The sequence below is a fragment of the Bradyrhizobium sp. LeoB3 genome (genome assembly GCF_055456055.1).
This window is the reverse complement of the sequence record NZ_JBVBEF010000110.1, coordinates 1-26,039: the sequence shown is the minus strand read 5'-3', so window position 1 is coordinate 26,039 and position 26,039 is coordinate 1. Positions and strand designations below refer to the sequence as shown.

Genomic DNA, 26,039 nt, shown 5'->3' with positions numbered 1-26,039 from the left:
GTGACGTTGCCGAAGCCGATGACTTCGGGCGCCAAAGCTGCTGGCCGCTTCGGCAAACAGGACTTCGTCTATGTCGCCGCCGACGATGTTTATCGCTGTCCCGCCGGCGAGCGGCTAACTTATCACTATGCGAACGTAGAGGACGGAAAGACACTGCGTCGCTATTGGACAAGCACCTGCAAAACCTGCGCGCTAAAAGCTCAGTGCACGACAGGCCCCGAGCGTCGCATCTCACGCTGGGAGCACGAAGCCGTTCTGGAGAAAGTTCAGGATCGGCTCGACCACAACCCCAATGCAATGAGTGTCCGCCGTCAGACAGCGGAGCATCCGTTCGGCACGATGAAGTGTTGGATGGGAGCAACGCACTTTCTCACGAAAAAGCTGCCGAAGGTGGCCACCGAGATGGCGCTCACCGTGCTCGCCTACAACATGAAGCGCGTGATGACGATCATGGGCGTAGCCGGATTGCTGGAGGCGATGCGGGCGTGAGGCCGGCCTCTGCGCGACCAAATCAGCGCCTACATGAAGCTCCTGATTGCCACCGAGATGAGAGGTCGATTCCACCGAATTAGAAGTTCGGCGGCCGCGAAATGCGCCAGTGCCCCCCAAGATGCGTGATTTTCACACAGCCTGGGCCACAAGCGGACTACGGCTCGATCACCAATGCGGCCCAATGTGGGCATGCCGAAAGCAGCCCCTTATCTTCTGAATTTGACAAACTCAGCTCCAGTCATACCGCTTCGGTGTTTTTTGCATGAGGTCGATCGAAAACGCCGAATTCAAATTGGAAGGTCTGAGCGTGATCCACTCGTGACTGTCGGCCTCCTGCTTCCCTTCTTTAGGCACCTTCAGGCGATCATAACTGCCTTTCTCACCTTTGAGATCCCTTCTATCGAGCTTCAACAACTCATAGCCGCCGCCGACGATCAGTATCTCCGAAACATGATCGGCGATTTCCTTGCTGCAATCGAATATGACCATACTTCCGTGGAGTTCCAAGAGCTTGCAGGTCGGCTCAAAGCGAAAGAGAAATGGCTCGGAAAGAATAGTGAAGTGAAGAGTATTTTGTCCTACCTCTAAAATCCCCTGCGATCGAGAAGTCCGAATGTACTGCATGCCGTCTTCTTTACGGACGCCCTTGGGGTATTCCAGCTTGTCTTCGCTTCCTTTGAACGGCAGGTGCTGTTCGGTCTCTGGAATGATCCAACTGAAGCCAAATCTATACTGGGTATTCCTGGTTAATTCTCGCCCTCGTGCTTGCTGTTCGTCTCGGCTCTCTACGATCTTGTCGGTTCCTCCGCCAAAGGTGAAGCTGACCAAACCTTGAGAATGGACTCGGAGTGACAACATGGTTTGAAAGAAAAACTCGCCCTTGCAAACCTCCCAAATTGGCGCATCGAGTCTTACGATAGTAGTTAGATCGTCCAAGAGAAGCTGTGACTCGATGAGAAATTGAATTCTCTTAGTTGTCTGATCGATTCCTTTAATCCCCGAACCGATTAGCGATGTGATTCCATCGGCCCAAGCGCTGAAAAAATCCTTCTGCTCGGCGTCGCTCAACGAGATATCGAGGTAACGAAAGCGAATAGCGTAGCCCCGGTTCGAATCCAGGATGATCCTCAAACGCTCACGATCAAGTATTTCGCAATAGCCGATCCCCCGCCCATAGGCCAACTTCTGTAAATCCGTGATGATACCGGGAGTGAGCCCCACATTTGTGAGGAAGACAAAGCCTTTGGGTTTCGGCTTGTCTTCTTTGGGTTTCAGAGCGTTTTCCAGGTCGTCGCTGAACTTACTTTGAATTTGCGAGCGATGTTGATCCGCGTCGCTCGCGTCATTTACGAACCCTACGGCGCCAAAACAGAGCTCTCCCTTATAGAACCCTTGAATGTCTCTTCCTCCGTCCGGCCCTCCCCTTGGTAGCCGAGGCTGTAGGTCGGTATAACCATCTTGGACAGAAAGAATCTCTAGGCACATGCGTTCTCGCTTGGCCTGATTGGTGTTTAGGTGGTCTTTAAGCCGCCGATCTGTCTCACTCATGCGCCCACATTTGCATTCCTTGAGGCAGTCTACAACAAGCAGCCACTGTGAGACGGCGGCTTCGGATCAACGTGAGCCTCAACGGTCCCGACCTGACCGCTTCTATTCCAAAATGAGTCATTGGAGCGTGGGAAAGAGAGTTGACCTTCCAGTTCGAGTAAAGAGCGGACTGTCATCCGAAGGGGAAGCGGATCGGGCTCCGAGCGAGGCAAAACACAAACTTAGGCTTGAAGCGCATTTACGATGCGGAGGGTCCTTCGGACGTAGCCGGTGAGCTCGTTAGGATCGATGTGATCCGGGGTGATGTCCGCCGCATTCTCCCCGTGGTGATATTGGCTGGTATAACCATTGATCTGGTCCAACTCATCGTAAAGCGCCTGAGCCGGGTGAGTTGCCCCGCCCGCGCGGATCTTTCCAACCATATCGCCCAGCCAGTCATTGGCTAGAAAGCTCGACGGATAGGTAGTGCGGCAATAGGTTTCCAGCACGACACGCATCTTCCGGATCACGTCAACCAGCGTGCCGCTCCCATTTGTCAGGTAGGACTGCAGGTCATCGATGTCGGTGGCGGTGCGGCCTTGGCATGCCTTCTCCAGATCGATAATGGATAATTTCGAGCCATTAGCGCGATGATCCGAAATGCCGAGCGATACCCGCTCGGAGTGAGGCGCTTTGTCCCAAAGCTGCTTGAGGAACGTTGCATCGTGGGAGAGGACGATGACCTGCAGGCAGCTGGCAGCGACCTTCATGATCTCGTGCACGGTCTGCCGGCGCCGAAAGGCATCCTGGCTGTTAAAGGGATCGTCAAAGACAACGATCGTGTTCTTAGCTTGCGGATCTTGCTCCAGGTGCGCCAGGAAAAAGGCCAGTGCAAGTGTCGTGCGGTCGCCAGCACTCAGCGTGTTCTTGAAGCTCGGCAAGGCCGTTGAAGTCTTGCCATCGCCAATGTCGATCGCGGTGTTGTTTATGACGAGTTGATAGCTCGACGTGGCGATGCCACCGGGATAGCCGTGCTTGGTTTCGGCAATCTTGAAGCCGGCATTGAAGGCTTCCAGAAACGTATTGATGCGGTTCTCGTAAGGCTTGACGACGCTTTTGGTGTGAGCGTCCAATGCTGAACGCGCCTTCTCTTTGCGGTCCTCTACTGTCTGTTTGTCGGTGACGAGCTTGTTATGCTGATCGCAAAGCGCCTTAACGGCCAACGTGTGGCGAGTCTGGATCGCCTTCAACCGGATCAACTCGACCTCGGCCGTTCTTAGGTCCACCGAGCCCGTCTCGGTCTTCTTTGCTGCGATCGACACGTTGGTCATTCTGACTGCGGCGTTCACTGCGTCCAACCCGCCCTTTGCGGTGTTATAGGCCGCAAGTGCGGCTTCGAATTCCGTCCCCATCTCAATTGCTTCGAGCGGGGTATCCGCCTTGCGCCGAAGAAGCGCCAAGGCAGCGTTGTGCAGGTTGGTCGCTGCCTCGTAGAAGATGGAATACGGTTCAAGCGGCAGCGCACCTACCGGGCAATACTGGGTCCAGAAATCGACAGATCCTCTGTTCTGTTCCGCCAGCGTCTTCATCCTTGCAAGAGCGGCATCACCGAGCAGATTAGCCACGGATGCAATTGCAGTCGCGATCTCAGTGGCAAGTGCAGCGTAGCGTTCGCTAAATATGGCGCGATACGCGGCGACAAGTTCCAGGCCCGTTATATGCTGGCCGCAGAATGGGCAGGTGTCGGAAGCATGTACGAGCCCTCCGGCGATCCAGTTGCCGCCTCCGTCGGTCATGTTGTGGGTGGCCAGATGGTCTGCCAGCAGCTTTTCTGCGTCTGCCGAGATGCCATCGAGCGTCTGTTCCAGAAGGTTCGCAAAGTTCGACGGCAATTCCGGCGTCGGATATTCAGCCAGGGCTTTGCGGTCCATGATCGCGGTAGCCTGTCTGGCCGCATCGACTTTTTGCTGCTGGGTCGCGATCTGGCTGCCGATATCGGCCGTCTCCGGCAGTGCAATGAACTGCTCGAGCTTCATGCCTGCCGGGATGTGAGGCTGCACCGCCTTCGCGGCATTGCTGATCTCGCCGGTCAGGGTGCGGCTCTGCTGGGCCAATGTGGCATCCTGCTCAGCGAGCTTGACACCTTGGCTGCCGATGATGACGCGGTACAGATTGCGCTTCTGCTCAATATCCACCACGTCGCCGGAGTGGACATTCTCTGCCACAAACACACCGTCAAAGATAGCGACGGCCGGTCGCGTGGTGGTCCAGGCCTGTTCGTGAAACCGGATCGGGCCAGTATCGAACAATAGTTCGACCGACATTGGATCGCTTACGCCGAGGGTCTTACGCCCCAGAATATGTGAAGGGTCGCCGGTCTTGAGCGACCGCAGGACGGCGCAGATCGTCGTCTTGCCGTAGCCATTGGCGCCCGAAACGAAAGTATGCTTGGTAAGTTGCGGATTACCGCTGGCTGCCGAGTTACGGAACCGCCCGATATTCCTGATAGCGACAATCTTTTTAAGCATGCATCACTCCCCCTGCACCGTTTAACCTATGGTTGTGCAACGGAAAAGGGGGAACGAGCAACGAGGGTAGCATTGAGCTTCTGACCAAATAATCTTTGGTCGATATCCTTGGGCGAGCCGGTCACGCCCGCGGGCCTGGTGCGATCTATTATTGTTTGTGCTTTCGTGAACCCTTCTTTCCCGGTGCCGCGCCTGCGTTTCCGGGTGTAGATGCGCGCAGCAACTTGTCGAGCTGTTGCTGAACAACACGACCGACTTTGAACGGGTATTTTCGCCAGTAGCTATAGAATTCGGCCGCCGTGGTGAACTCGCCCTTGCTATCTCGGAGATCTTGTATGCGGTTTTCCTGGTGGTCAAGAAGAAGCTCGAGGCTCGGTGGGCATCAAGCCGACCCTGGATCCGTAGAAAGTCGAGGGGCCTTCTATCGGATGGCAGAGATAACCCATCTTGGTCCCCGGATAGAGAGAAGCGCCAAACGTTTATGCTTGCGAGTTCGGCTTGGGGTCCAAATGCAGCGGTCGAATCCCCGCACAAGCTCTCTCCAGACCACCTCAGAAAGCCGGTATCCGGCCTGGACTTCAGTTGGTGGGGTACGGTGGTGAACTAGTATAGCGCAAGACGATTTTGACTGTTTTTTTCGCACAAGAGCAGCGCGGTTGTCCTTATCGCAAATCAAATCCGGGCATATTGATGATGCAGTCCGCCTGGATTAGCTGGCAGATAATGCGTCCCCTTCTTTGGATGGTGCGTGGTACAGGTGCATCCATGTTCAACGACAGGTGAGTTCGCGAGTCGTTGTAGTAGCCCATATACGACAGCAGCACGTGACGACGATGAACTTCCGGCCGCGATGCTCGATGAAAGTCAAAAGCTCTCCCAAACGGAATGCGTGTTGGCGCGCGTGAACTCCTCGATGAGAAGCACATGGGGGCGACCAGGATCGTCCAAAGCCCTTTGATTGATAATCCGAAACGTCTTATTTCTTCGCTCGAAACCTTGTCCGTCAGGGCGCGGCACGAACCCTTCAAAAAAATCTTCATAGGTAGTGCTCTCATGGAATTGGATGTCTTTGATTCGAAGCGGGTCTCCGTCAGTCAGCACATCTGCTGCTAGCCGTGCTGCGCGTGATTTGCCCGTACCCGGCAAACCCGAGAGGACAACGAATTTTGTTTTTCCAAATTCGGTCGCCGCCTGGGCGATCTTGCTGATCAGAAGCTGATCGTAATCTTTCATGTCTGGCTTGGCGGTCCTGTCGACTGGCCGCATCAAATAGCGAATATATGCGGCGCGGTTCGTGCGTGCTTCCGGAGGAATACTGGGAAGCGGGCTGCCAAGTAGCTCGTCGAGTATTGTGACTGTCGACGGTGGGAGCGTCCGAAATCCGTCAACGTCCGCTTCGGAGGGAATTAGCAAGCCCCCTATCCCAGCACGATTGAACCATGGTGTAATGTGCCTCGGATCATCCGTCAGCGCGGATCCGAGCGCGTTTAGGGAAGTGCCGGAATACCCAGCGTGTTGCTGGCGAAAGCTTGCGATCTTGGCAAGCGCGGTCGGAACTTCGTGCTCATAGTGCAAATGACCGAGCACGCGATTGACGTCCTGCCAATGCAACCGGTCGCCTAAATGACGAAATGCGCGCCACATCGCGCGCAAAGGCAGAATGTCAGCGTCCTCTGGAACGCCGTCCGGCGGTCTGCCCCTGTTGTCTGGTTTGGCGAGAAGAACGCGATTCGCAACCTCGGCGCCTAATGCTGCAATGTGCCGATTTGTACCCACCAAGGCCTTGTCGAGGCTGGACCAACCGTCTATTACGGCACGCCCAAACCGCGTTGTCCGAAGCGTGCCGTCATCTTCGACGGTGAGCAAACCCATCTCTTCGAAGGCGCTCTTCCAAGTTCGAAGACGTTGCTCCGATACATTCGGGTCTGGAGCTTGGCCCCCGGTTTTTCTACTAGAGAAGAGATCGACGGCGCGTTTGAGCTGCTCTCTCGCCCCTGCGTAATCGTTGGTCCGAAACCGCTGACCATCCGTCATCAGGAACGCCCACAAATAGTGCGGTGCCGTGACGTCTGGAATGACGAGATCGACGTCTGGCGACTCGTGGCTTGATGTTGGCCAAGGCATCTTAGGGAACTATCGGGAATACTGGATCAAGCTGCTTGTTTGGAGTCGCAGGAGTTTTCGGATAGGAATGTTGCGATGCGATCGTAAAGGTCTTGCGTCTGCCTAATCTGGCACTCCCAAATCACGCATGGCATCCAACCTAGCTCTTGCAGGTCCTTTAGCACCCGCTCATCACGAGCGACATTCCGGGCGAGCTTTCGTTCCCAGAAATCTCGGTTTGAACCTGGTATGGTGGCCTTTCGGCATCCTGGATGCTGCCAAAAGCAGCCATGCACAAAGATGACTTTGCGAAGTCGTGGGAAAACTAAGTCGGGGCAGCCGGGTAAAGTGCGTCGGTTAAGGCGAAAGCGGAATCCCAGCGAGTGGGCAAGCCGTCGCACGGTTCTTTCGGGCTGGGTATTCTGACCGCGCACCCGGGCCATCATTCTCGATCGCTGCTCCGTCGTAAATCTATCGACCATTTGACGCCGTCCTGCCTGGGACTAACTACTTCACCAAAAATGGTGAGCTTGCTCACTGTAAGCATCAATTATGACCGATTCCAAGAAAAGAGGCGAATCGCGTCGCTTTAGCGTTGCACGTTGCTGACCTGCTGGTGCATCTCGCGTCCCAGCGCAGAACCCCTCGCTTACCCCCTTCCCGTTCAGCAATTGGTGCCGCCCAGGCGCCTGTGTGCGGCCAGTCCGTGCGCCCGATCGCCCCCCCGGCAGGAGGGGAGTTCAGCCAAATTCCGGCGAAAAGCTGGCCGATTTCCTTGGACGACCAATTAAGATGTGGGTATGCGCTTGGTCGCCGCGCTTCGCGCTTCCTCGCTTGGCCAATTTCTGAGGACAGAGGCCGCTAGTTTGCACCTCGCCTCTGCAGCGGGTTCGGCAGCAGCAGGACCTACCGATCATAAACTGGAATCACGGAGGTGCGCGGCTGATCGGCGCTCTCCGAGATCATCCTCTCGACTCGTCGAGCAGGTCGTTGCGAAACTCGCCAAGAGCCCGGCCGACGACCTCGATCATGTAAGCGCGATCCGCCCTTATCCCGGAGGCGATCACGAAGGACCAATCTATCGGCGTTGTATCCAGGCCACGCGGGCGCGGCGGCGGCTCCGGCTTAGGCATGTTTCGGGACCAGCGCTCCAGCACCTCCCCTTGGGCTCACCAGGCGCGCGCCCGCCCCTTGGCGATCCTCAGCGCTTCCTCGTATGTCACCAATCTGCTCCCTCGATAACTGCCACCGGGCCGGGCTGGACGCACCATGCGCACCTTATCACAAACCTTCAAGATGATGAGGCACGTCTGGAATGCAGACAGCATCGGAGCGGCTGGTACGGGAGGTGACCCGCTGACGATGTGCAGGGGCGCCGTGTCCTCCATATGCAGCTCTACGGCGATAGAGGTCGCCAATTCGAGGTTGCCCGCGTACCCCGCGGCCATACCTCGCGGAACAATCCCAATCACCGTGCCGGGAGCTAGCATCGAGCCGCTCAATACCGCGTCCTGAAACTTTGGGCCGGCCAAAACGCGAATCTTGGTGGCTAGGGAAGCCGTGGTGACGATGATCATATCGTCAATGGCGATGCCACTCTTCGAGATCGCATCCGCCAATAGCGCACGATCATCGGCCACGCGGGGGCGCGCACTTCTCGCCGCGCTCGGGATCGGCGTGATACCGTGCAAGATACCGACTGGAGCGATCGCCATTGCTGCGTTGCTCGAGAATAGAGCGGCGTCTACGCCTGATGCGTACGTTGGTCTGCGGCGGCCGAACAGGTCGTCTTGATGATCCGGCAATAGGATTGCCAGCCGATCGTTTATGGCCAGATTGCATTCATGTCTTCCGCCAGCCGACCGACTGCTCTAGCGAGCTGCTTGCGCTTTCACATTGGGCTAAAGTGTGGGTGCCAGGGCCATCAATCAGGCATTTACTGGAACTACTCGGCGAGCAACTTGGTCAGATGTACGGAGAGCGCTTCGGCTATTCGCGCCAAAACAAGCAAGCTTGGATTGCGTTTCCCACGCTCAATGCCTCCGACATACGTCAGGTCTATCTCGGCTTCGAAGGCAAGTTTCTCCTGGGTCATCCCTCGTTCTTGGCGAATCCTCCGCACATTTTTGCCGACGATTTTGCGCCAATCCTGCATTGCAGGATCGAACATGGTGGGGCATATAGTCTCTAGGGATTATAGTCCCCATCAATGGAATTCCATCATCAAGGCGACACCAATCTGGAAGAAGTTGTCATGTGGCCAGATCACATCCCACGTCTCAGCCCCTTCGCCGAATGCGGGGAGACCACTTCGACGGTTGGATATAAAGATGTATCGAGTGGGATGGTGGTGGCTTCAGTCGAGCTTCCTGCCGAGCTGATCGAACGCACCGTTATTGCGAATGTCTCGATTGAAATAAGCTTATCCGGGGCTGGAGAGATAACTTCCACCGCGAGTGGCCTGGCGTCCAACTACTGCTTTACAAACAGAACTATTTCACTTGACGAGCTCGTCAATATGCTCCTGGAGCCCAGCAACCTTCACATGGAAGAAACGACGGAGGTCGAACTAAGAGTACTGCTCGAAAGACTTCAAAAATCGATCTGCGCCGTACAGCACGCGATTTCTACCATGAAAACCACCGCAAGCTAGCAGGCGGATGTTAGGACGATGCGATATCGGCGGTGGCTGTCCTCTTGGCCTTTCGAAACTCGGTATCACTATCGAGAAAAGCCTCCAACATAAACGGTATCAGCTCCGCGACTTCCTCCCGGCTGCCGTAAGTCTCAGCATAAAAGTCGGCATACTCGCGCAGCCGCTTCGCGAGACTAGGCGCAAGCACAACATTCATTTTCACCGGCGTCCGATCAGGTAACTTCGCAAGCTTCATATCGTCATCTGCCCTTAGCTGCCGATTGAACATCCCGGTATGGCTTCAGCAAAAGATCCTTCGAAACAATCACCCGCAGCGGCCATCCCGGCCGCACGGTAATCGTCGGCTGCACGTCGAGCTCGCGCTCGACAAGGCGCTGCCCTGCGCGATTGGTCGTTTGCTGCGTGCTTTCCCGCAACGCTTTGACGAGATCGCTCTCGTCATTGCCGATCGATAGCTGGGTCCCCACCCCGATCAACGTGGCTAGAGCCACGCCCTTGAGCAATTGCCAGGTGTGGAAATCGACCTCATCCTCGAGCCCGGCATAGCCCGCAACATCGGTGGCCGGAAGGTTCTCGATCACGATTGAATTGCCGTTCGGCAGGATGAGTCGTGTCCAAATCACGAGCGCCCGCTTCTGACCGAATGCAACAACGCTATCGTATTTGCCCACGAGCCGCGTCCCCTGCGGGATCAGGAGATGCTCACCCGTGACCGTATCGTAGACGTTCTCGGTAATCTGGCCGATGGTAGCCCCGGGCAAGTCCGAATTCAGACCCGTAACAAGGCTCGCCGGAATGATCGATCCGGCCATCACCGCGTAGGTGGACGGAGCCGGCACGAGAGCATGAGGATTGGTGGTCTCGGTGTCGGCCTTCGCTCCGACAAAGGCTAACTTCCGCGCTTGGGATGAAGGAATGATCTCGGCGGAACGATCAACCATCGCCCGTGCCGCCTGTGCCAGTTCGGCAGCAGACGGCGCTGAGTCGGAAGCCGGCGGGCGGAAGGCGGATGCCGGATTGGCCGCAAGCTCCATCGTGCCTGCCTGCTTTCTCTTCTCCTGCTTCTCCGACAACCGGAAAAACAACCCCGACTCCTTTGCCTGTTGGGCGATGCGCGCTTGCCGGATCCGCTCCGCGCGCTCGGCATCCTCCTCCGGATTGGTGCGGAAGCCCGCCTCGGGCGTTGCAGCCACCCCCGCCTTCTTCTCGTTCTCGGCAAAGGCCCGACCGACATCGCCGGGCGACGGTGGCCCGAGCCGCGGCACGGAGGGCGGCAGGTCCTCATACGACCTGGGCAGCTTGCTCAACCCCTCAGCCGTCTGCTTTCGGTCGGTATTATAGAGTTCCGTCCGCTCCTCACTCTTGAACAGACGCGGTGGACGCAGCGCAATGATCGTAGCCCCGGCAATGACAAGCGCCACCACCGCGCAGCCGATCATCAAGGCACGTTTGTTGAGGCGGCGGATCGGTCTCGGGCGCGCCCGCAGCTCCAGGGGTTCAGGAGAATCCTGGTCCAGCCGATCCGTCATGAAGCGCTCCCGGTGCTGATTGCCTGCGAGACGGGTCGCGCGTCGATCCGGATGATCCGGACAATGCGTTGCGGGTTCTCTCCCATGCGCAGTTCGGCGGCACCAAACATTCGATCGACAATGTAATAGGAGCCGCGAACGCGATAGTTCACGAGATTGGGGCGACCGTCGGCTCCCGCCACGAACAGAGGCGGCGCCTCGCCCTGCGATAGCCCCGAGGGCATCTGGATGTAGACCTTGCGGCCGTCGTCAAAGGCGCGCAGCGGCCGCCACGGCGGATCGTCGCCTTCGATACGGTATCGGAAGTTCAAACTGTCGAGCCGCACTCCGCGGTCGGCGACCCGTTGCTCATTTTCCTGGGCGGCGGCGTTCTGCTTGTGCAGCGCGACAAGCGTATCGGTGGGATAAGTCCACGAAATCGACGCCATGTAGGTCTGCTTGGTAGACACGAGCTCGAGGTGGTAGGTGCGCCGATCGGTCAGGACCACAAGATTGGTCTGGATATCCGGCAGCGTCGGCTTGATCAGGATGTGAACCCGTCGGGCGTTCCCCTGCCCGCTCGAGGTATCGCCCACCACCCAGCGCACCGTGTCGCCCGTGGAGACATCGATCAGCTCTTCGCCCGGCTGGAGCGCGACGGTCGAGACCTTCTCGGGGCTCGCGTAAAGCCGATAAAGCGCCCCCTCGGTCCAGGGGTAGACCTGGATGGCATTGATGTATCCGGCGCGCGTCGGCTCCATCCGCGCCGCCTTGTTCGCCTTGGCGATCGCCTGCTCCGGCGGAAGCTTTTCGCCCTTCTCGCCCCTTGTCGGGTAAGGCTTGAGCTGACCAGGCAGCGGCAGGATCTTTGGCGTCTCAACCACCTCGACCGGCTTTGGCGGATCCGCCTCGGGACTGGCCTGCTCAAAGGTCAATTCGTCATAGGGTGCTTCAAGGTTGAGCTTGGTCGCGCATCCGCAGAGCATCAATGACAAGGCGAGCATGCTGGCCGACGCGAGTTTCGTGGGGGCGGCAGAATTCATTTGGCGTCTCCGATGAGGTCGCGTGACCAGTTGAGGGAATGAACGTAGAGCCCGAGCGGATTTTTGCGCAGCGTCTCGGCGTCGGTCGGCGGCTTGAGCACCGTGGTGACGAGACCGGTGAAGCGCTCGGTCTTGGCGATGGAGCCGTTCTCGTAGGTGTTTTCCTTCCAGCGGATCTCGAAACTGTCGCTGGAAGCGCGCACCACCGAGGTGACCTCGGCCGTCACCGTCTTGGAGCCGATTTTTGCAAACGGGTCGGTTTCGCGCGCGTAGTCGTTCAAGGCCTGAGCGCCACGGTCGGTCGTAAAGTCGTAAGCGCGCAGCCAGTTCGTCCGGACGATGACAGGGTCGATCGACAGCGAGCGGACGTTTTCGATGAAGCGCGCGAGAAAATGTGCAATCTGCGCGTCTGACGGCTGGTAGCCTTCGAGCGCAGGGCCGACCGCGCGGACTTCGCCGAGCCGGTCGACCTCGACGACGTAGGGAACCACGCCGGAGCGGGCGATCTGGGTCAGAATCGTCAAGCCGAGCACACCGGACAGCCCGACGGCCGCCAGGGCCGTGAGCCGCCAGTTGCTGGCCTGCACGCGTGCGGAGCCCAGCCGCTCGTCCCAGACCTGGGCCGCTTTCTGATAGGGCGTAACCGGCTCGGGCGTCTCACCGTATCGAACGGAGGCACGACGAAAGGGATGGGCTGCCATATGTCAGTCCTCCCCGAGCTTCGGACCAGAGGAATGACCGCCCTTGTCTCCCTCTTTCAGGGTATGGGCCGCGAGCTGCGCCGCTTCTCTGACGTGGCGCCGCTGTGGTGCCGCCGATGTCCCCGCCGCTCCTGATGTCGGTGCGCCGCTTACCGAGCTCCCACTGGCTGCTCCGGAGAGCTGTTCTGCCGCCGTGGCACGGGCCGGGCTGCTAGCAGCCGAAGCTGCCCCACTGAGCGACGCCGCAGATCGAACCGCCGCCATCGATCCGCCGGCGGCCATCCGAAGTCCGCCCGCGGCAACCGCGCCGCTACCGATCACGACCGCCGCTGCACCCGCCACCGTTCCGGCAGCCGCGCCGGCTCCAAGTTGAGGCGCACCCGAAACAAGGCCCGCCGCAATTCCGGGTCCGAAGATGCCGAGCCCGAACAGCGAAAGCGCCGCCAGCAACAGGCTCATCGCGGAAGCGACGTCGATCGGCCGCGTCAAGGTGCTCGAGAGCTGGCCGAAGATGGTGGAACCGATGCCGATGATGATCGCAAGCACCATCACCTTCACGCCGGAGGCCACGACGTTGCCGAGGGTCTTCTCCGCCAGGAACGCCGTTTTCCCCCACAATGCAAACGGCACCAATATAAAGCTCGCCAGCGTCGTCAGCTTAAACTCGATCAGCGTGACGAAGAGCTGGATCGAGAGCACGAAGAAGGCCAGTACGATCAGGATCCAGCAGAACAACAGGATCAGGATCGTCGGCAGGTTGGTCAGGACATCGAAGCCTGTGAACTGGCTCGTCTCCTCAAGAAGCGGGTGCGCGGCGGTAAATCCTGCCGAGGCGACGAACCCGGGCCGGGCCAAATCGGCCGCGCTCAAACTTCCGCCGGACGCCTTCAGCCCGATGCTGGAGAACGAGTTAAAGACGATATCCGCAAGGCTCTTGAAGTTCCCTATGATGAAGGCGAACGCCCCCACATAGAGCACCTTCTTCGCAAGCGTCACCAGGATCTGGTCATCGCCGCGAACGCTCCAGGCGAGCCCGGCGAGCGTCAGATCGATCCCGATCAGGGTCGAACTGAGGAACGAGACATCGCCGGACAGGAGTCCAAAACCTGAATCGATGTAGCGCGAGAAGGTCTCGGTAAATCGATCAATGACGGAGAGATCAGCCATTGGATGCCCCCTCACTTCCCGCCGGTGTAGGCATGGCCGTCGCCGATGAAGCGAACAAACCGCTCTTGCGCTGCCGCGACGGAGGCTTGCTGCTCGGCGGCTCGTAACGTGTCGGCGCGTGCCTGGGTCAGGGATAGGGTCTGCGCCTGCAAAGCCTGCTTGAGCTGCAGGCCCAGCAATTCATTGGTTGATTGCTGGGCCTGGACCGATCCGTTTGCGGCTGAGGAATTCGCCATCAAGGTGCCCAGCGTCTGCCGGTCCGCATCAAGCGTGGATGCGATCGTTGCCTGGGTCACAAGCGACTGCTTCAGTCCTTCGTAGCTATTGTCCCAGCGCGCTGTCGCGTCCTGCACCATGCGATCGGAGGAAGCTGCCGCCGTGTACTGCCGGGGATAAAGCCGTCCAAAGTCGCTTTGGGATTTCTGAACATCGAACGAAAGGCCCTTGGCTTGCGCGATCAGATCGTTCATGCGCGCGATCGTGCTCGTTAGTTGACCCGCCACGCTCGACGGCAACCTTTCGAGATTACGGGCCTGGTTGATGAGCATCTGCGCCTCGTTTTCGAGGCTCCTGATCTGGTTGTTGATCTGATCGAGGGCCCGGGCCGCGCTGAGCAGGGTCTGGCTGTAGTTCCAGGGGTCGTACACGATTGACTGGGCCTTAACCTGTGACGTGCCTTGAACGCCGACCGACAGCAACAAGGACAGCGCCGTCGCAGCCCTTGACGGAACGAACGGACGGAATCCGCGCAGACGAGATCGCAGCATGACTTGCTCCAACTTCTGAATGACTTGCGTTGCGCGTCAGGAGCGGCGCGCCTGTTCGAAGGTTCTGATCAGGTTTGCAGCCCAGTGCAGATCGCGTTCAGCGAGATAGCGCTCGGCAAAATGATGTGGGCCAGTCTTGGCCAAGACGTTTTCGATGACGCGCTGATCCTCGGGGGAGGATGCCGCGGCGAAGGCCAGCGCCACCGGCCCGAGGCCAAGCTCAAACAGGCGGTTGCCGGCGCGCGACTGCAGGTAATAGTCGCGCTTGGGAAAGGCCTCCGCGATGAGCCGAATCTGGGTGTCGTTCAGACCGAAGCGGCGGTAGGTCTCGATCTGGGTCGGCTCGAGGGCGCGCGGATTGGGCAGGAAGATCCGGCTTGGGCAGGATTCAATGATCGCCGGCGCAATCTGGCTGTCGGCGATATCGGCAAGCGACTGGGTGGCAAAGACGACCGCCACGTTCTTCTTGCGCAGCGTCTTCAGCCACTCCCGGATCCGGCTTGAAAACAGCGGATCGTCGAGAAATACCCAGGCTTCATCGAGGACGAGCAAGGTTGGACGGCCGTCGAAGCGCGCCTCGAGCGTGTGGAAGAGATAGGTCAGCACGGGCGCGACCAGGCCCGGCAGCGCCATCAGTTCCTCCATCTCGAAGGTCAGAACGTCTGAGCCGGAGAGTCGGTCGGCATCCGCATCGAGAAAGCGCCCGAACGGACCTTCGAGCGTGTAGGGCTGCAGCGCCTGGCGCAGCGCATCGCGGGCAAGCAGCGCGACGAGGCCAGTCATCGTCCGTTGCGAGACGGGTGCAGAGCCAAGGCTCTTGAGCGCCGACCAGACGGTCTCCTTGACCTCCGGCGTCACGGTGACGCGCTCATGGGCGAGAACACCGCACAGCCAATCAAGCGCCCAAAGCCGCGCCCCCTCCTCCCCGACATCCTTGAGCGGCTGAAACGCGATCCCGCCCCTGGCGCCTAGCTCATACCAGGCCCCGGCCAGCGCGAGGGTCATCGCGCGAGCCGAGCGCCCTTTGTCAAAGATGACGAGCTGCGCGTTGGGATAGCGTCGAAACTGGAGCGCCAGAACCGAGAGCAGCACCGACTTACCTGCCCCGGTGGGGCCGACGACAATGGTGTGCCCGACGTCGCCCGCATGCAAGGACAGCCGAAACGGGGTTGCTCCCTTGGTCTTGGCGACGAGAAGCGGCGGCCCATCGAGGTGCTCGCACCGTTCCGGACCGGCCCACACCGCCGATAACGGGCACATATGGGCGAGGTTGAGCGTATGGACGATCGGCTGGCGGATGTTGGCATAGGCTTGCCCCGGCAGGCTGCCCAGCCAGGCCTCAACTGCGTTGACGCCCTCGCGGATGGTGGTGAAGCCCCGGCTATTGATGACGCGCTCGACGGCGCGGATTTTCTCATCGGCGTAGCGCGCGTCTTCATCACTGATGGTAACCGTCGTCGTGATGTAGCCGAAGGCGACCAGGTCATCGCCAAGCTCGGACAATGCGGCATCGGCGTCGGCCGCCTTGTTGCCGGCATCGGTGTCGATGAGAACGGCCTGTTCGTTGAACATCACCTCCTTGACGATGGCGGCAAGCGACTTTCGCTTGGCGAACCATTGACGGCGGTAGCGCGACAAGGTCGCGTTGGCCTGACTGCGGTCGAGGGGCAGGAAGCGGGTCGCCCATCGATAGGGAACCCCTAACCTGTTCAGTTCATCGAGCAGGCCCGGAAAGGTGACCGCGGGAAAGCCGAGCACCGTCAGCGCGCGCAAATGGTTGCGGCCGATGGCCGGGGATATGCCGCCGGTCAACGGCTCATCGCTCAGGAAACAATCGAGATAGGCCGGAATATCCGGCACGGCGACGAGATGTCGCTTGGTCGAGACGCAGCTATGCAGGTAGGTCAGCGTCTCCTCATCGTTCAGGGGCCAGATCTCGGGCAGGACCGAGGCCATCAGGTCGATCGCGCGGTCGGTCTCCTGAATGAAGCGTCGAAGGTGATCCCGATAGCTGTGCCGCTCGTGCCGCTGGCGGCGTGGGGTTTCGATCGATCCGTCCGAAGCGTCGTGCTGTGCCGGATCATCCTCGTACGCCTGGTCGTGAGCAGGCTGGGGCCGCCCGCTGCGACGCCATCGCATCTCCCCTTGCCTCTCCTGCGGACGTTCCAGAAACAGCCCTTCCAGCCGAGAGACCCGCTCCGCCGGCGGCAAATACATCAATGTTAGATGCAGCACGCTCTCGAAATGCTGCCCGCGCGGACGTGACGGGTCGTCCCACCCCTCACTGGAGCCCTCAAACGCGGCTCGCCGTTCTTCGTCGACGAGCCACGACACCGAATCCGGAAACTGCGAGCGCGGATAGTCCGACGCCGGAATCCGCGTGGCGTCAAAGAATAGCGCCCAACCCGAACCAAAGCGCTTCAGCACGTTGTTGACCCGCGAGGCCACGCTCATCAGCTCGGCCTCGGTTGCGCTGTCGAGATCGGGTCCCCGGTAGCGGATGGTGCGCTGGAAACTGCCGTCCTTGTTCAGGATCACGCCCGGTGCAACAAGGCAGGCCCATGGCAGCCAGTCGGCGAGCCGGTACGCATCACTGCGGAATTCTCTCAAATTCAGCATGCAAGCCAGCCCTTGTGCTTGGTGTGGCGGATGGCGACTTCGACGAAGGCCGGGTCGCGCTTGGCGAGCCAGACCGCGATGCTGTGGCCGACGATCCAGAGCACGAGGCCCGCGAGCCACAGCCGCAAGCCGAGCGCGAGCGCGGCGGATAACGTGCCGATCAGGATGGCAGCGGCGCGGGGCGCGCCACCGATCAGGATCGGCTCGGTGAGCGAGCGATGGAGGACGAGTTCAAAACCATCGGGGCGCATCAGATCAGCGCTCCGCCGCCGAACGAGAAGAAGGACAGAAAGAAGGAACTCGCCGCAAAGGCGATGGAGAGGCCGAACACGACCTGAACCATGCGGCGGAAACCACCGGAGGTATCGCCGAACGCGAGCGAGATTCCGGTTACGGTGATGATGATGACGGCGACGATCTTGGCGACCGGACCCTGGACCGATTCCAGGACCCGCTCGAGCGGAGCTTCCCACGGCATGCCCGAGCCGGCGGCTTGGGCTTCCGAGGCGATTGCAAGCATGCAAGCCGCGGCGGCGCCGACTTCGATCAAGATTGCCTCGCCCAGCTTACCGACGCTGCGAAGGCGAAAACGCACATATGAGTGCAGTCCAGTCAGCATGTGATGGTCTCCTTTCAGGGACGATGGCTTGTGTTTGGAAGTCCGGGCGGGGTTTCGAGCAGGTAGTCACCGGAGGGATCGAGGCCTTTGAGCTCGGCGATTGCTTCGATCCGGCGAGCGGGCCCCCGTCCCTTGATGAAGACGATCAGACCGATCGCTTCGGCAATGAGGCGGCGCGGCACCGTGGCGACCGCCTCCTGGATCAACTGCTCGATACGATAGAGCGCCGCGCGCGCCGAGTTGGCGTGGACGGTAGCGATGCCGCCGGGGTGACCGGTATTCCAGGCCTTGAGCATGTCGAGAGCTTCGGCGCCCCTGACCTCGCCGACGATGATGCGGTCGGGCCGCAGGCGAAGGGTCGAGCGCACGAGATCGGCAAGGCTTGCGACGCCCGGCTTGGTGCGCAGCGCCACGGCGTCCCTGGCATCGCAGCGCAGTTCGCGGGTGTCTTCGATGATGACGACGCGTTCGTTAAGACCGGCGATCTCTGCAAGAAGCGCGTTGGCAAGCGTGGTCTTGCCCGACCCCGTGCCGCCCGCGATCAGGATGCTCCGGCCTTCAGCCACCGCCGCCGTGAGCACCTTTGCCATCAGCGGCGAAGCGATCTGCGCCTTCACATAATCGGAGAGCCGAAAGGTCGTGGTCGCCGGCTTGCGGATCGCAAAACAGGGCGCAAGCGAGACCGGCGGCAGGATGCCTTCAAAGCGCTCGCCGGTTTCGGGAAGCTCCGCTGAGACGATTGGCGAGGCCCCGCTCGCTTCCGCGCGGACATGGCTCGCGACCAGGCGGATGATCCGCTCGGATTCCTGGGCGGTCAGCACGACTCCTGTGTCGGCGCGGCCCACTTTGTGCCGGTCAAGCCAGAGCTTTCCGTCGGGGTTGACCATGACCTCGACGACATCCTCGTCTTCCAACGCAAGCGCGATCGCCGGTCCCATTGCGGTTCGCAGCATGCCGCGGCGCCGTTCGCGGGTTTCGGGCGAGAGAAGGTCAGACATTGCCGACCTCCTCCCGCCCAGCTGGAGACAGCCCCGGCTGCTCACCCGCCGCCTCTTGCGAGCGGGATTCGGTCATGCCCCTTTCGGACGCTCCCAGAGGAGCTCCTTCCTCGATATTCCTCATGAACAAATCTGGCTTCGACGTCGTGACGCGGTCCATCACGTCGGCAACAAGCCGGCTGCCGGAGGCAACGCGCTTGCCGACCTGGGCGACGAACATTTCGAACCGCTCCCGCCCGAGCGCACGCGCCGCGTCCTGGTCGCCCGATGGCAACGGCGGCGTGATCGTCAGGTAGTAGCGGACGAATAGCGCAATGGTCTCCGCCATCACCGTGAGATCCCGCTCCGTGCGCTCCAATTGCCGACTGATGCGGTCGAGCCGTCTGACCAGCGCCGCATCGCCGGCTGTGTCGCGCTCCGGATTCAGGAAGCGATCGAGCGCAGCATCGACGATCGCTGACTTGTTGGTTCCCGGGCGCCTGGCTGCAAGCTCGAGCCGCTGCGCCACGCTGTCGGAGACATAGGCTGAAAGTTTTGGTTTCATGGATGGGCCTGTCAGAACGCAGGGAGAAGGTCGTCGTCATCGCGTGTGACGGCGTGGGCACGACGAATTGAGCTCGAGCCGTTCGCCGCACGCTGCATCTGGCTGCGATCGGCATTCGCATCGGTCTCGTCGTCAAGCAGCCGATCTTCGAAAGGTCGGCTCTCGTCGGCTGCGGGTGAGCCCTCTTCAAACAGTGTGAGCTGCTGCTTGAGGTCCCCCTCGTCGCTACCGGCCTGCATCAGCTCGCGATATGGCAGGGTCGCGAGGCGAAGATCGACGAAACGCACTTGATCATGCCAATCGCCTCGTCGTGCGGGTGGGAGATCTGGATAGATGTTGCCGGCAAGAGGCGGTGGCGGAAGGAGCCGCCTCAAAAAATTTGCGTCCTCGTAATGCCGAAGCTTGCGCGCTCGGACCGGCGCAAGGCCCGACACCAGGACGATCGCCTGATCATGCGGCAACTGCATCACTTCGCCGGGCGTGAGTAGCGGCCGCGCCGTCTCCTGGCGGCTGACCATGACGTGGCCAAGCCATGGCGCCAGCCGATGACCGGCATAGTTGCGCTGGGCGCGCAACTCGGTCGCAGTACCTAGCGCATCCGAGATACGCTTTGCCGTGCGCTCATCGTTCGCAGCAAAGGCGATGCGAACGTGGCAATTGTCCAGGATCGCGTTATTCTCGCCGTAGGCCTTCGCGATCTGATTCAGCGACTGCGCGATCAAGTAGGCGCGGATTCCATAGCCCGCCATGAACGCAAGCGCGCTTTCGAAGAAATCAAGCCGGCCAAGCGCAGGAAATTCATCCAGCATCATCAAGAGCTGGCGGCTCTTGGAGGCGCCGGCAGTCGCGTTCAGCGTTTCCGTCAGGCGGCGGCCGATCTGGTTGAGGATCAACCGGATCAGAGGTTTGGTGCGGCTGATGTCTGACGGCGGCACGACGAGATAGAGCGTGACAGGCTTGGCCGCAGCTACCAGATCGGCAATCCGCCAATCGCAGGCTTCCGTGTTTCGGCTGACGATGGGATCGCGGTACAGCCCAAGGAAGCTGACGGCCGTCGACAGCACGCCTGAACGCTCGTTCTCGGACTTGTTGAGGAGCTCCCGTGCGGTCGCGGCAACGACGGGATGCACCTTTGGCTCTGTCTCGGTCCCGAGATGATTGGTGGCCATCATGATCCGCAGCGTCTTCTCAAAGGACTGAGCGGGATCGGCCAGGATCTCCGTGACCCGGGTCAACGTCTTCTGTTCTTCGGCATAGAGGACGTGGAGGATCACCCCGACAAGCAGGGAATGGCTGGTCTTCTCCCAATGGGTTCGGCGTTCGAGCGCCCCTTCTGGATCGACCAGGATGTCGGCGATGTTCTGAACGTCGCGCACCTCGGCCGCGCCCTTGCGGACCTCGAGCAACGGATTGTAACGCGCGCTTCGTGGATCGGTCGGATTGAAGAGCAGGCAATGCGAGAAGGTGGACCGCCAACCGGCGGTCAATTGCCAGTTCTCGCCCTTGATGTCGTGCACCACCGCAGACGAAGTCCAGGACAACAAGGTCGGCAGCACGAGCCCGACGCCCTTGCCCGAACGCGTCGGCGCAAAGCACATGACGTGCTCAGGTCCGTCATGACGCAGGTAGTTGTTCTCGAGCCGCCCCAGAAACACACCCTTGGCGGCGAAAAGACCGGCGGATTTGATCTCCTTGAGGGAGGCCCAGCGCGCCGAGCCGTAAGTCGTCACGAGCTGACTTTGCCGCGCGCGCCAGACCGAGTTGAGAATCGCAAACAGCGCACCCGCAACCCCGCCCGCCGCAGCAATGGCGCCGCCCTTCTCAAAAATCTCCGGCGCATATGCCTCGTAGGCAAACCACCATTCGAACAAGCGCCAGGGCAGATAGATCGGATAGCCTGAAAGCGAGAACCACGGTTCGCCAAGCCGCACCTGAAATCCGAGAGCTGCTGCCGTCCACTGCGTCGCACCCCACGTTGACGCGACGACGATGCTGAACACGACGACGATCTGACCGACATAGATTTTTGCTGGAAACATTCGGCTTGCCCCATTCACCCCCGTCCCAAGTGAATGGCGCGATGAAAAGAGCGAACGGACGTCGTGTTCAATCGAAATAAAAAACCGTGCCGTCAGCGAGCGCGATATTGATCAAGCGTTGTACAAGCGAGGAGCTTTCGATCATGATCGAGGCAGCATCAGCAAGTGCCTCAACAGCCCGTGAGCCATTGGTTCAAACAGGATTTCGCTGATGGTTCGCTTCTCGAATGCTCGCAGGTGGCTCGCATTAACATCGAAACGAGGTTGCGAGTCGCTTCGGCGAACGATCGCCGACGTATCTGGTCTACGTCGTGCTTGGCGGGGATGCCCACGAAGTGGGAGGTATTATAACACCTCTGGCCGGATTGCCAAAGTTGACAAAGTTGCTTCGCGCTCCCATATTTGCCTTGGAGTTCCGTTCATGCCCAAGACACAGTCGAAACCTTCCACCGCCGGAACCAAAAGTCCGTCCGCTCACGGCGACGGCGTGATGATGGTGCTCAAGCACAAGCCGGCCGCTCTGAAGAACCTCGCTCTTCCCGCGGACGCTCAAGTCGCGATCGTCTCCAAAAGCGCAACGGCTCTGCAGAAAATCCGTGAGCGCAACAAGCAGCTGGCTGGTCAGGCGTTCCGGTTCTTCTCCGAAGCCGGGAAAAAGGCGGCTGTCGTCAACAAGGAGGCGTTCGCGCCCGACGCTCGCGCTCTCGCTGTCCTCGAGGGAGTCCGCATTGCGCAGGAGGACCTTCGGCGGTCAGGGGGCGCCTACGATCTGGACCAGGTCAGGACGCTCCTGCGGGGCATTTCTCGGCAGGCCATCGACAAGCGCGTGCAAGAGGGCAGCCTCCTTGCTGTTCCCGGTCCCAGCAATCACAAAAGCTTTCCGACCCTTCAGTTCAATTCGGACGGCACTGTCGTCGAGGGCCTCAAGTCAGTTCGTGAGGCTCTGCCGACCAAAAATCCCTGGACCGTCCTGAATTTTCTGGCCCAGCCTGATGATCGGCTGAATGGCCGCAAACCGATCGATCTGCTCAAGGAAGGCAAAATCGACCTCGTGGTTGAGGCCGCCCGGCGAATGGCCCAGCAAGGCGCGTGAGTGCACCGCTGCCGCCGGACGATCTGGCTCGCCGTCGTCCCCGCCTGGTCCGACTGCGGCGGGGCACCGTCCTTCATCGGTTTTACACGGCCGAATACGATCCGATCTTTTTCGACACGTCGCGCCTGGGCCGGCTGAACGCCCCTGACGGGAGTTACGGCGTTCTCTATGCCGCTCGGGAAGCATATGGCGCATTCGCAGAGACGTTCCTCCGCGTGCCGGGACGAACCCTGATTGATGCCGGCCTGCTCCGGCGCAAAGCATACGTTCGGCTCGAAATTGCAGCAGACCTTGAACTGATCAGGCTCGCAGGCCCCTCGCTTGCGATCCTCGGTGCGACCGCCGAGGTTGTACATGGCGGCCTGCCTTACGACGCGCCGCAGGCCTGGTCGAAGACACTATTCGACCATCCGCTTCGTCCCGATGGCATCGCCTACTACGCCCGCCATGACGACGAGGGCCTTTGCTACGCGATCTTTGACCGCGCGCGCAGCTCGGTCCGAGAGATCGACCGGGAAACCAACCTGGACCAGGACTGGTTCTGGCAGCTCGCGCGGCGATACAAGGTCGGACTGGCGCCCGGCTGACTCTCGTCGAAGCCGGCCGATCCGCGAGGCTTCGGCCGCGATGGGCATGCCCGCGAGCTGACGAAACAAATTGACCAACGCGTTGGGGCGGAATCCTTCACGCTTCCGCCGAACCGCCGAAGCTGACTGCGAGGGCAGCGTATAAATGATTACCGAATCTTAGGGCATGTTCCTCAGACGGCTTTTCGCGAATTGTCTACCTGCAAGCGGGAACGAGCCGAGAGAGCCGGCGAGCGCAGGGCGAAGACAGTACGGCTCTTCGACTAGCGCCCGATGCCCCGTTTCATTCCGATTGACCAGGAAATCCCCTCCCCACCAACGCTGCCCGTGACGAGTTGTCCGCGGGCGCGCTCCAAAACCGGCCGCCATGGCACGAGCGCAAAATCATGCGCGCGCTCGATCACAGCGAACCGACCGCTGTTCAGCGTCAGCATGCGCCGGTACACGCCAGTGACCTTGTCGCCGGCATTGACCTCGACATGCTCAAGTCCCGTTCGGGCGGAAATATCCGCTGCAGTCCGGACAAGCTCACGGGTCTCCAGCGTCCGTAGCAAATCCCGCGCATAGCGCACCTGGCCATCGTGCTCGCGGGCCAGCCCCTGCTCCATCAGCCATTGGCGCCTCGCCCGCAGCGCCGTCTCGACTTCCGCCCCCATTCCGGTCGATCCGAGAGCCTCGGGCGCTCTGGACAGGAGCTGGCGATCCAGCCAGGTCGCCCCCACGCTTTGCGGCAGGTCCTGAAGACCTTGCCACGACAGCACTGCAATGCGAACCGGATTGCGTGAACGGTGGAGCGCCTCATATCGGAGCGCGCGGTCAAGATAATCCTCGCCAACGTTCCAGCTGCCGTCAGCGAGCCTGTCAACCATCCCTTCGCGCCGCAGCGCTTCCAGCCGGCGCACATGGGATGCGACATACTCGCCTGAGGCTTGCGGGTCGAACCGAGAGTGCAGCCTATCGCTGTAGATGCCATGCTGGGCAGCGGCGATATTCGCGATGGTGCGGTCGATCTCCCGCGGCTCGGCCGGACGAGACCTGAGTTCGACGATGGTATTGCGGACGGGCGGCTCGTCATTGGCGGCAAGAGTACCAATCTCGGCGTAATGCGTTCGTCCGTCGATCCCATCGAGCACCACATAGCGGCGCTCCCTCAATTCATCCGAAAATCCTTCGCCTACGATCCTTCCGATCAGGCGCCGGCTGCCCTGCTCCGGATCGAAGATCGCGTAACTGCTTCCTGCCCGCGAAAGTCCTGCTGCGCCAAGCTCCCGATGCATGGTCTTGATAATGTCGCCGCGTTCACCCATGCGCCTGAGCTTTGGTTCGAGCTCAGCGTCGATCCGCCATCGGCCAGCGCTTTCCTCTTCCGCCAGGCCCATCCGCTCGAGGGTTCGCAGCCGCCCCATCCGTGCCGTCGGCCAGGTCGGTTCGCTTGCGGGTCTTGCGCCAAGACTGAGGCTCCCATCGACCGCCTCGCGCAGGATGGCGCGATCGAGGCGCGTGAATCGCTCGGCGGTGATCTCCTGCCCAAGCTTGCGGGCGGCTTCGATGTCCGTCTCCGGTCCGAGCTCGCGGGTGATGAAATCCGACGCCCGCGCTCGCAAGCCGTGAGCAATATAGTCACGGGCGATGACGAGGTCATCTCCTGCATCATCCTTGCCGCGCAGCACGATGTGACTGTGGGGATGGCCGGTGTTGAAATGATCCACCGCGACCCAGTCGAGCCTGGTTCCGAGGTCCTGCTCCATCTGCCGCATCAGGTCGCGGATGAAGGGCTTCAGATCCGCTAGCTCCGCGCTATCCTCCGGCGCCACGATGAAGCGAAACTGGTGGCGATCCCCACAGCTCCGCTCCGTGAACGCCTTGCCATCGGCGCGGTCGCTTCCCGCATCGTAGAGCTCGCCCGGCTCGCCGGCGCGCGTGACGCCGTCGCGCTGCACATAGCGTAAGTGCGCGCGGACGGCGCTCGTCACGCCCGCCTTGATGCGCACGATGCGCGCCTTGATCACGACGCGACGCTGGCCTGCATGCCGCCCCCGCCCGGCGAGGACCGTACCTTGCGCGCCGCCGCGACCGATGCGGGCACCCGTGAACGACGAAGCTCGCCGCGAGCTGGGAACTGCCTTCTCTGCCTCCTGGCGGACACGCCGCAGATAGCTCGTCGCTCGCGTTGCCTTGCGGTTACCGATCCGCCCGAGCTTCACTTCGAATTCGTCGTCGATCTCTTTCATGGCTGGCGCTCGCGATCCAAGGAGAGCTGCCGATATGTGGCGCATTGGTGGCCGTGCCAAGACGCAGACGCGGCACGCCAACGAGGTCACCACCTTGCAACTGCCTTGGCGACAGAGCCTGCCTCGCGAGCGACAAATCTTGGATGTGCAGGCAACGGCTTATGCGCAATCGAGCGCCAGTGCTTTTATCTTGCCCTCCCGCTTAGCTGCTTGTAAGCGTCGGGATCTTGCACGACTTTCCGAGAGTGCGTTGTCGCTCCATATCGGGTTCCTTGCTGCATTGGAGGATCTCCGGTGGGTATGGAATATTTCAAGAACGAAGCGCGTCGCTCTTTCTGGTCGGTACACGTTGAAGCCTGGCGACGAAGCGGTCTCAGCAAGCGCAGATATTGTCGTCAGCATCGTCTCAGTGGCGGTACATTCGATCGGTGGCTGCGGCATCTGATTGACGCCGAAGCCCTGAAAATACGCGCGGAATTGCATCGGGAAGAACGTCGGGAGCGGCTCCGCAAGAAGCGGGCCCCAGTGTCGAAAGACCTCCGCTGCAGAGCCGTGCAAGCGTTCTGGGCGATGCATGTTGAAGCAATGCGATGGTGCGGACTGAGCGCGCAAGCATATGCCAGAGCACATGGCATATCGCAGTACAGCCTGAAGCGATGGCGCGATTTGATCGACGCCGACGAGGTCGAAATCGACTGGCGTGCGCAACTTCATCCGAGCGCCCGCCCGCTGTTAAGCACTAGGTGGTGTGGACTCTAAGGATTCCCTTTTAGGGGCAAATCAGATTCAAGGCTGCTTTTGGGGAGGCAGTCTTGGG

24 protein-coding genes are annotated in these 26,039 nt (G+C 60.4%); 5 read left to right on the top strand and 19 right to left on the bottom strand.

The genetic code is table 11. The features are described from left to right. Positions 1-489 (top strand): transposase (locus tag ACZXDY_RS38680; protein WP_464349129.1); only part of this gene is annotated, 489 nt, incomplete at its 5' end. Between the two features lie 231 nt (positions 490-720). Here the strand turns inward: ACZXDY_RS38680 and ACZXDY_RS38675 are convergent. From ACZXDY_RS38675 to ACZXDY_RS38650, 6 genes are all read right to left on the bottom strand, one after another. Continuing rightward, entirely contained in the window at positions 721-2,040 is a 1,320-nt protein-coding gene (locus tag ACZXDY_RS38675; RefSeq protein WP_463331813.1) for a hypothetical protein, read from the bottom strand. A 221-nt stretch (positions 2,041-2,261) separates the two neighbouring features. After that, positions 2,262-4,547, bottom strand: a complete 2,286-nt coding sequence (locus ACZXDY_RS38670) for an AAA family ATPase (RefSeq protein ID WP_463331814.1) — start codon at positions 4,545-4,547, stop codon at positions 2,262-2,264. An 864-nt stretch (positions 4,548-5,411) separates the two neighbouring features. Continuing rightward, positions 5,412-6,581, bottom strand: a complete 1,170-nt coding sequence (locus ACZXDY_RS38665; RefSeq protein WP_463717005.1) for an AAA family ATPase — start codon at positions 6,579-6,581, stop codon at positions 5,412-5,414. Positions 6,582-6,697: 116 nt separating this feature from the next. After that, positions 6,698-7,132 (bottom strand): very short patch repair endonuclease, encoded by a 435-nt coding sequence (locus tag ACZXDY_RS38660; protein ID WP_463331816.1) that lies wholly within the window; start codon positions 7,130-7,132, stop codon positions 6,698-6,700. 687 nt (positions 7,133-7,819) lie between these two features. After that, the gene (locus ACZXDY_RS38655) at positions 7,820-8,365 is read right to left on the bottom strand and encodes a hypothetical protein (RefSeq protein WP_463331817.1); all 546 of its coding nucleotides are present in this window, start codon (positions 8,363-8,365) and stop codon (positions 7,820-7,822) included. 230 nt (positions 8,366-8,595) lie between these two features. Next, on the bottom strand, positions 8,596-8,745 hold the full coding sequence (locus ACZXDY_RS38650) for a helix-turn-helix domain-containing protein (RefSeq protein WP_464349130.1): 150 nt from the start codon (positions 8,743-8,745) through the stop codon (positions 8,596-8,598). A gap of 114 nt (positions 8,746-8,859) precedes the next feature. Here ACZXDY_RS38650 and ACZXDY_RS38645 point away from each other — a divergent pair, with 114 nt between their 5' ends. Further along, positions 8,860-9,303: a hypothetical protein gene (locus ACZXDY_RS38645; RefSeq protein WP_463331819.1), complete on the top strand. Its 444-nt coding sequence runs from the start codon at positions 8,860-8,862 to the stop codon at positions 9,301-9,303. Positions 9,304-9,313: 10 nt separating this feature from the next. Here the strand turns inward: ACZXDY_RS38645 and ACZXDY_RS38640 are convergent, their stop codons facing one another. From ACZXDY_RS38640 to ACZXDY_RS38585, 12 genes are all read right to left on the bottom strand, one after another. Further along, positions 9,314-9,541 carry a DUF2274 domain-containing protein gene (locus tag ACZXDY_RS38640; RefSeq protein ID WP_463331820.1) on the bottom strand — a complete coding sequence of 76 codons (228 nt, stop codon included), beginning with the start codon at positions 9,539-9,541 and terminating at the stop codon, positions 9,314-9,316. A 4-nt stretch (positions 9,542-9,545) separates the two neighbouring features. Continuing rightward, on the bottom strand, positions 9,546-10,835 hold the full coding sequence (locus ACZXDY_RS38635; protein WP_463331821.1) for a TraB/TrbI/VirB10 family type IV secretion system protein: 1,290 nt from the start codon (positions 10,833-10,835) through the stop codon (positions 9,546-9,548). After that, positions 10,832-11,857 carry a P-type conjugative transfer protein TrbG gene (gene trbG, locus ACZXDY_RS38630; RefSeq protein WP_463331822.1) on the bottom strand — a complete coding sequence of 342 codons (1,026 nt, stop codon included), beginning with the start codon at positions 11,855-11,857 and terminating at the stop codon, positions 10,832-10,834. The genes ACZXDY_RS38635 and trbG overlap by 4 nt, the downstream gene beginning before the upstream one ends. Then, positions 11,854-12,558: a conjugal transfer protein TrbF gene (trbF, locus tag ACZXDY_RS38625; protein WP_463331823.1), complete on the bottom strand. Its 705-nt coding sequence runs from the start codon at positions 12,556-12,558 to the stop codon at positions 11,854-11,856. The genes trbG and trbF overlap by 4 nt, the downstream gene beginning before the upstream one ends. Positions 12,559-12,561: 3 nt before the next feature. Beyond that, positions 12,562-13,725 (bottom strand): P-type conjugative transfer protein TrbL, encoded by a 1,164-nt coding sequence (trbL, locus tag ACZXDY_RS38620; RefSeq protein WP_463331824.1) that lies wholly within the window; start codon positions 13,723-13,725, stop codon positions 12,562-12,564. An 11-nt stretch (positions 13,726-13,736) separates the two neighbouring features. After that, positions 13,737-14,492 (bottom strand): P-type conjugative transfer protein TrbJ, encoded by a 756-nt coding sequence (gene trbJ, locus ACZXDY_RS38615; RefSeq protein ID WP_463331835.1) that lies wholly within the window; start codon positions 14,490-14,492, stop codon positions 13,737-13,739. 36 nt (positions 14,493-14,528) lie between these two features. Continuing rightward, on the bottom strand, positions 14,529-17,111 hold the full coding sequence (trbE, locus tag ACZXDY_RS38610; protein WP_463331825.1) for a conjugal transfer protein TrbE: 2,583 nt from the start codon (positions 17,109-17,111) through the stop codon (positions 14,529-14,531). After that, positions 17,105-17,362: a VirB3 family type IV secretion system protein gene (locus ACZXDY_RS38605; RefSeq protein ID WP_463331826.1), complete on the bottom strand. Its 258-nt coding sequence runs from the start codon at positions 17,360-17,362 to the stop codon at positions 17,105-17,107. The genes trbE and ACZXDY_RS38605 overlap by 7 nt, the downstream gene beginning before the upstream one ends. Beyond that, entirely contained in the window at positions 17,362-17,631 is a 270-nt protein-coding gene (locus tag ACZXDY_RS38600; RefSeq protein WP_463331836.1) for a TrbC/VirB2 family type IV secretion system protein, read from the bottom strand. The genes ACZXDY_RS38605 and ACZXDY_RS38600 overlap by 1 nt, the downstream gene beginning before the upstream one ends. Positions 17,632-17,744: 113 nt before the next feature. Next, the gene (gene trbB / locus ACZXDY_RS38595) at positions 17,745-18,728 is read right to left on the bottom strand and encodes a P-type conjugative transfer ATPase TrbB (RefSeq protein ID WP_463331827.1); all 984 of its coding nucleotides are present in this window, start codon (positions 18,726-18,728) and stop codon (positions 17,745-17,747) included. Further along, positions 18,721-19,272 (bottom strand): CopG family transcriptional regulator, encoded by a 552-nt coding sequence (locus tag ACZXDY_RS38590; protein WP_463331828.1) that lies wholly within the window; start codon positions 19,270-19,272, stop codon positions 18,721-18,723. The genes trbB and ACZXDY_RS38590 overlap by 8 nt, the downstream gene beginning before the upstream one ends. A gap of 11 nt (positions 19,273-19,283) precedes the next feature. Then, positions 19,284-21,311: a conjugal transfer protein TraG gene (locus tag ACZXDY_RS38585; protein WP_463331829.1), complete on the bottom strand. Its 2,028-nt coding sequence runs from the start codon at positions 21,309-21,311 to the stop codon at positions 19,284-19,286. 490 nt (positions 21,312-21,801) lie between these two features. On the opposite strand from ACZXDY_RS38585, the gene ACZXDY_RS38580 reads away from it, so the two are divergent. Further along, entirely contained in the window at positions 21,802-22,404 is a 603-nt protein-coding gene (locus ACZXDY_RS38580; RefSeq protein ID WP_463331830.1) for a hypothetical protein, read from the top strand. Next, positions 22,401-22,991 (top strand): RES family NAD+ phosphorylase, encoded by a 591-nt coding sequence (locus ACZXDY_RS38575; RefSeq protein ID WP_463331831.1) that lies wholly within the window; start codon positions 22,401-22,403, stop codon positions 22,989-22,991. The genes ACZXDY_RS38580 and ACZXDY_RS38575 overlap by 4 nt, the downstream gene beginning before the upstream one ends. Before the next feature lie 263 nt (positions 22,992-23,254). On the opposite strand, the gene rlxS is transcribed toward ACZXDY_RS38575, so the two are convergent. Further along, positions 23,255-25,222, bottom strand: coding sequence for a relaxase/mobilization nuclease RlxS (gene rlxS, locus ACZXDY_RS38570; protein ID WP_463331832.1), 1,968 nt, complete (start codon positions 25,220-25,222; stop codon positions 23,255-23,257). A 300-nt stretch (positions 25,223-25,522) separates the two neighbouring features. Here rlxS and tnpA point away from each other — a divergent pair, with 300 nt between their 5' ends. Continuing rightward, complete coding sequence (gene tnpA, locus ACZXDY_RS38565; protein ID WP_464349128.1) at positions 25,523-25,981, top strand: IS66 family insertion sequence element accessory protein TnpA; 459 nt, start codon at positions 25,523-25,525, stop codon at positions 25,979-25,981. The last annotated feature ends 58 nt before the right edge of the window (positions 25,982-26,039 follow it).

Bases quoted from the DNA above. Each gene is read 5' to 3' on its own strand.
- ACZXDY_RS38585 (WP_463331829.1), bottom strand. From the start codon at position 21,311: ATGTTTCCAGCAAAAATCTATGTCGGTCAGATCGTCGTCGTGTTCAGC.
- ACZXDY_RS38600 (WP_463331836.1), bottom strand. From the start codon at position 17,631: ATGCTTGCAATCGCCTCGGAAGCCCAAGCCGCCGGCTCGGGCATGCCG.
- ACZXDY_RS38635 (WP_463331821.1), bottom strand. From the start codon at position 10,835: ATGACGGATCGGCTGGACCAGGATTCTCCTGAACCCCTGGAGCTGCGG.
- ACZXDY_RS38580 (WP_463331830.1), top strand. From the start codon at position 21,802: ATGATGGTGCTCAAGCACAAGCCGGCCGCTCTGAAGAACCTCGCTCTT.
- ACZXDY_RS38640 (WP_463331820.1), bottom strand. From the start codon at position 9,541: ATGAAGCTTGCGAAGTTACCTGATCGGACGCCGGTGAAAATGAATGTT.
- trbF (WP_463331823.1), bottom strand. From the start codon at position 12,558: ATGGCAGCCCATCCCTTTCGTCGTGCCTCCGTTCGATACGGTGAGACG.
- trbJ (WP_463331835.1), bottom strand. From the start codon at position 14,492: ATGCTGCGATCTCGTCTGCGCGGATTCCGTCCGTTCGTTCCGTCAAGG.
- ACZXDY_RS38650 (WP_464349130.1), bottom strand. From the start codon at position 8,745: ATGACCCAGGAGAAACTTGCCTTCGAAGCCGAGATAGACCTGACGTAT.
- ACZXDY_RS38665 (WP_463717005.1), bottom strand. From the start codon at position 6,581: ATGACGGATGGTCAGCGGTTTCGGACCAACGATTACGCAGGGGCGAGA.
- ACZXDY_RS38675 (WP_463331813.1), bottom strand. From the start codon at position 2,040: ATGAGTGAGACAGATCGGCGGCTTAAAGACCACCTAAACACCAATCAG.
- ACZXDY_RS38655 (WP_463331817.1), bottom strand. From the start codon at position 8,365: ATGGCGATCGCTCCAGTCGGTATCTTGCACGGTATCACGCCGATCCCG.
- trbL (WP_463331824.1), bottom strand. From the start codon at position 13,725: ATGGCTGATCTCTCCGTCATTGATCGATTTACCGAGACCTTCTCGCGC.
- ACZXDY_RS38605 (WP_463331826.1), bottom strand. From the start codon at position 17,362: ATGCGCCCCGATGGTTTTGAACTCGTCCTCCATCGCTCGCTCACCGAG.
- ACZXDY_RS38645 (WP_463331819.1), top strand. From the start codon at position 8,860: ATGGAATTCCATCATCAAGGCGACACCAATCTGGAAGAAGTTGTCATG.
- trbB (WP_463331827.1), bottom strand. From the start codon at position 18,728: ATGTCTGACCTTCTCTCGCCCGAAACCCGCGAACGGCGCCGCGGCATG.
- trbG (WP_463331822.1), bottom strand. From the start codon at position 11,857: ATGAATTCTGCCGCCCCCACGAAACTCGCGTCGGCCAGCATGCTCGCC.
- ACZXDY_RS38670 (WP_463331814.1), bottom strand. From the start codon at position 4,547: ATGCTTAAAAAGATTGTCGCTATCAGGAATATCGGGCGGTTCCGTAAC.
- ACZXDY_RS38660 (WP_463331816.1), bottom strand. From the start codon at position 7,132: ATGGTCGATAGATTTACGACGGAGCAGCGATCGAGAATGATGGCCCGG.
- tnpA (WP_464349128.1), top strand. From the start codon at position 25,523: ATGGAATATTTCAAGAACGAAGCGCGTCGCTCTTTCTGGTCGGTACAC.
- ACZXDY_RS38590 (WP_463331828.1), bottom strand. From the start codon at position 19,272: ATGAAACCAAAACTTTCAGCCTATGTCTCCGACAGCGTGGCGCAGCGG.
- trbE (WP_463331825.1), bottom strand. From the start codon at position 17,111: ATGCTGAATTTGAGAGAATTCCGCAGTGATGCGTACCGGCTCGCCGAC.
- rlxS (WP_463331832.1), bottom strand. From the start codon at position 25,222: ATGAAAGAGATCGACGACGAATTCGAAGTGAAGCTCGGGCGGATCGGT.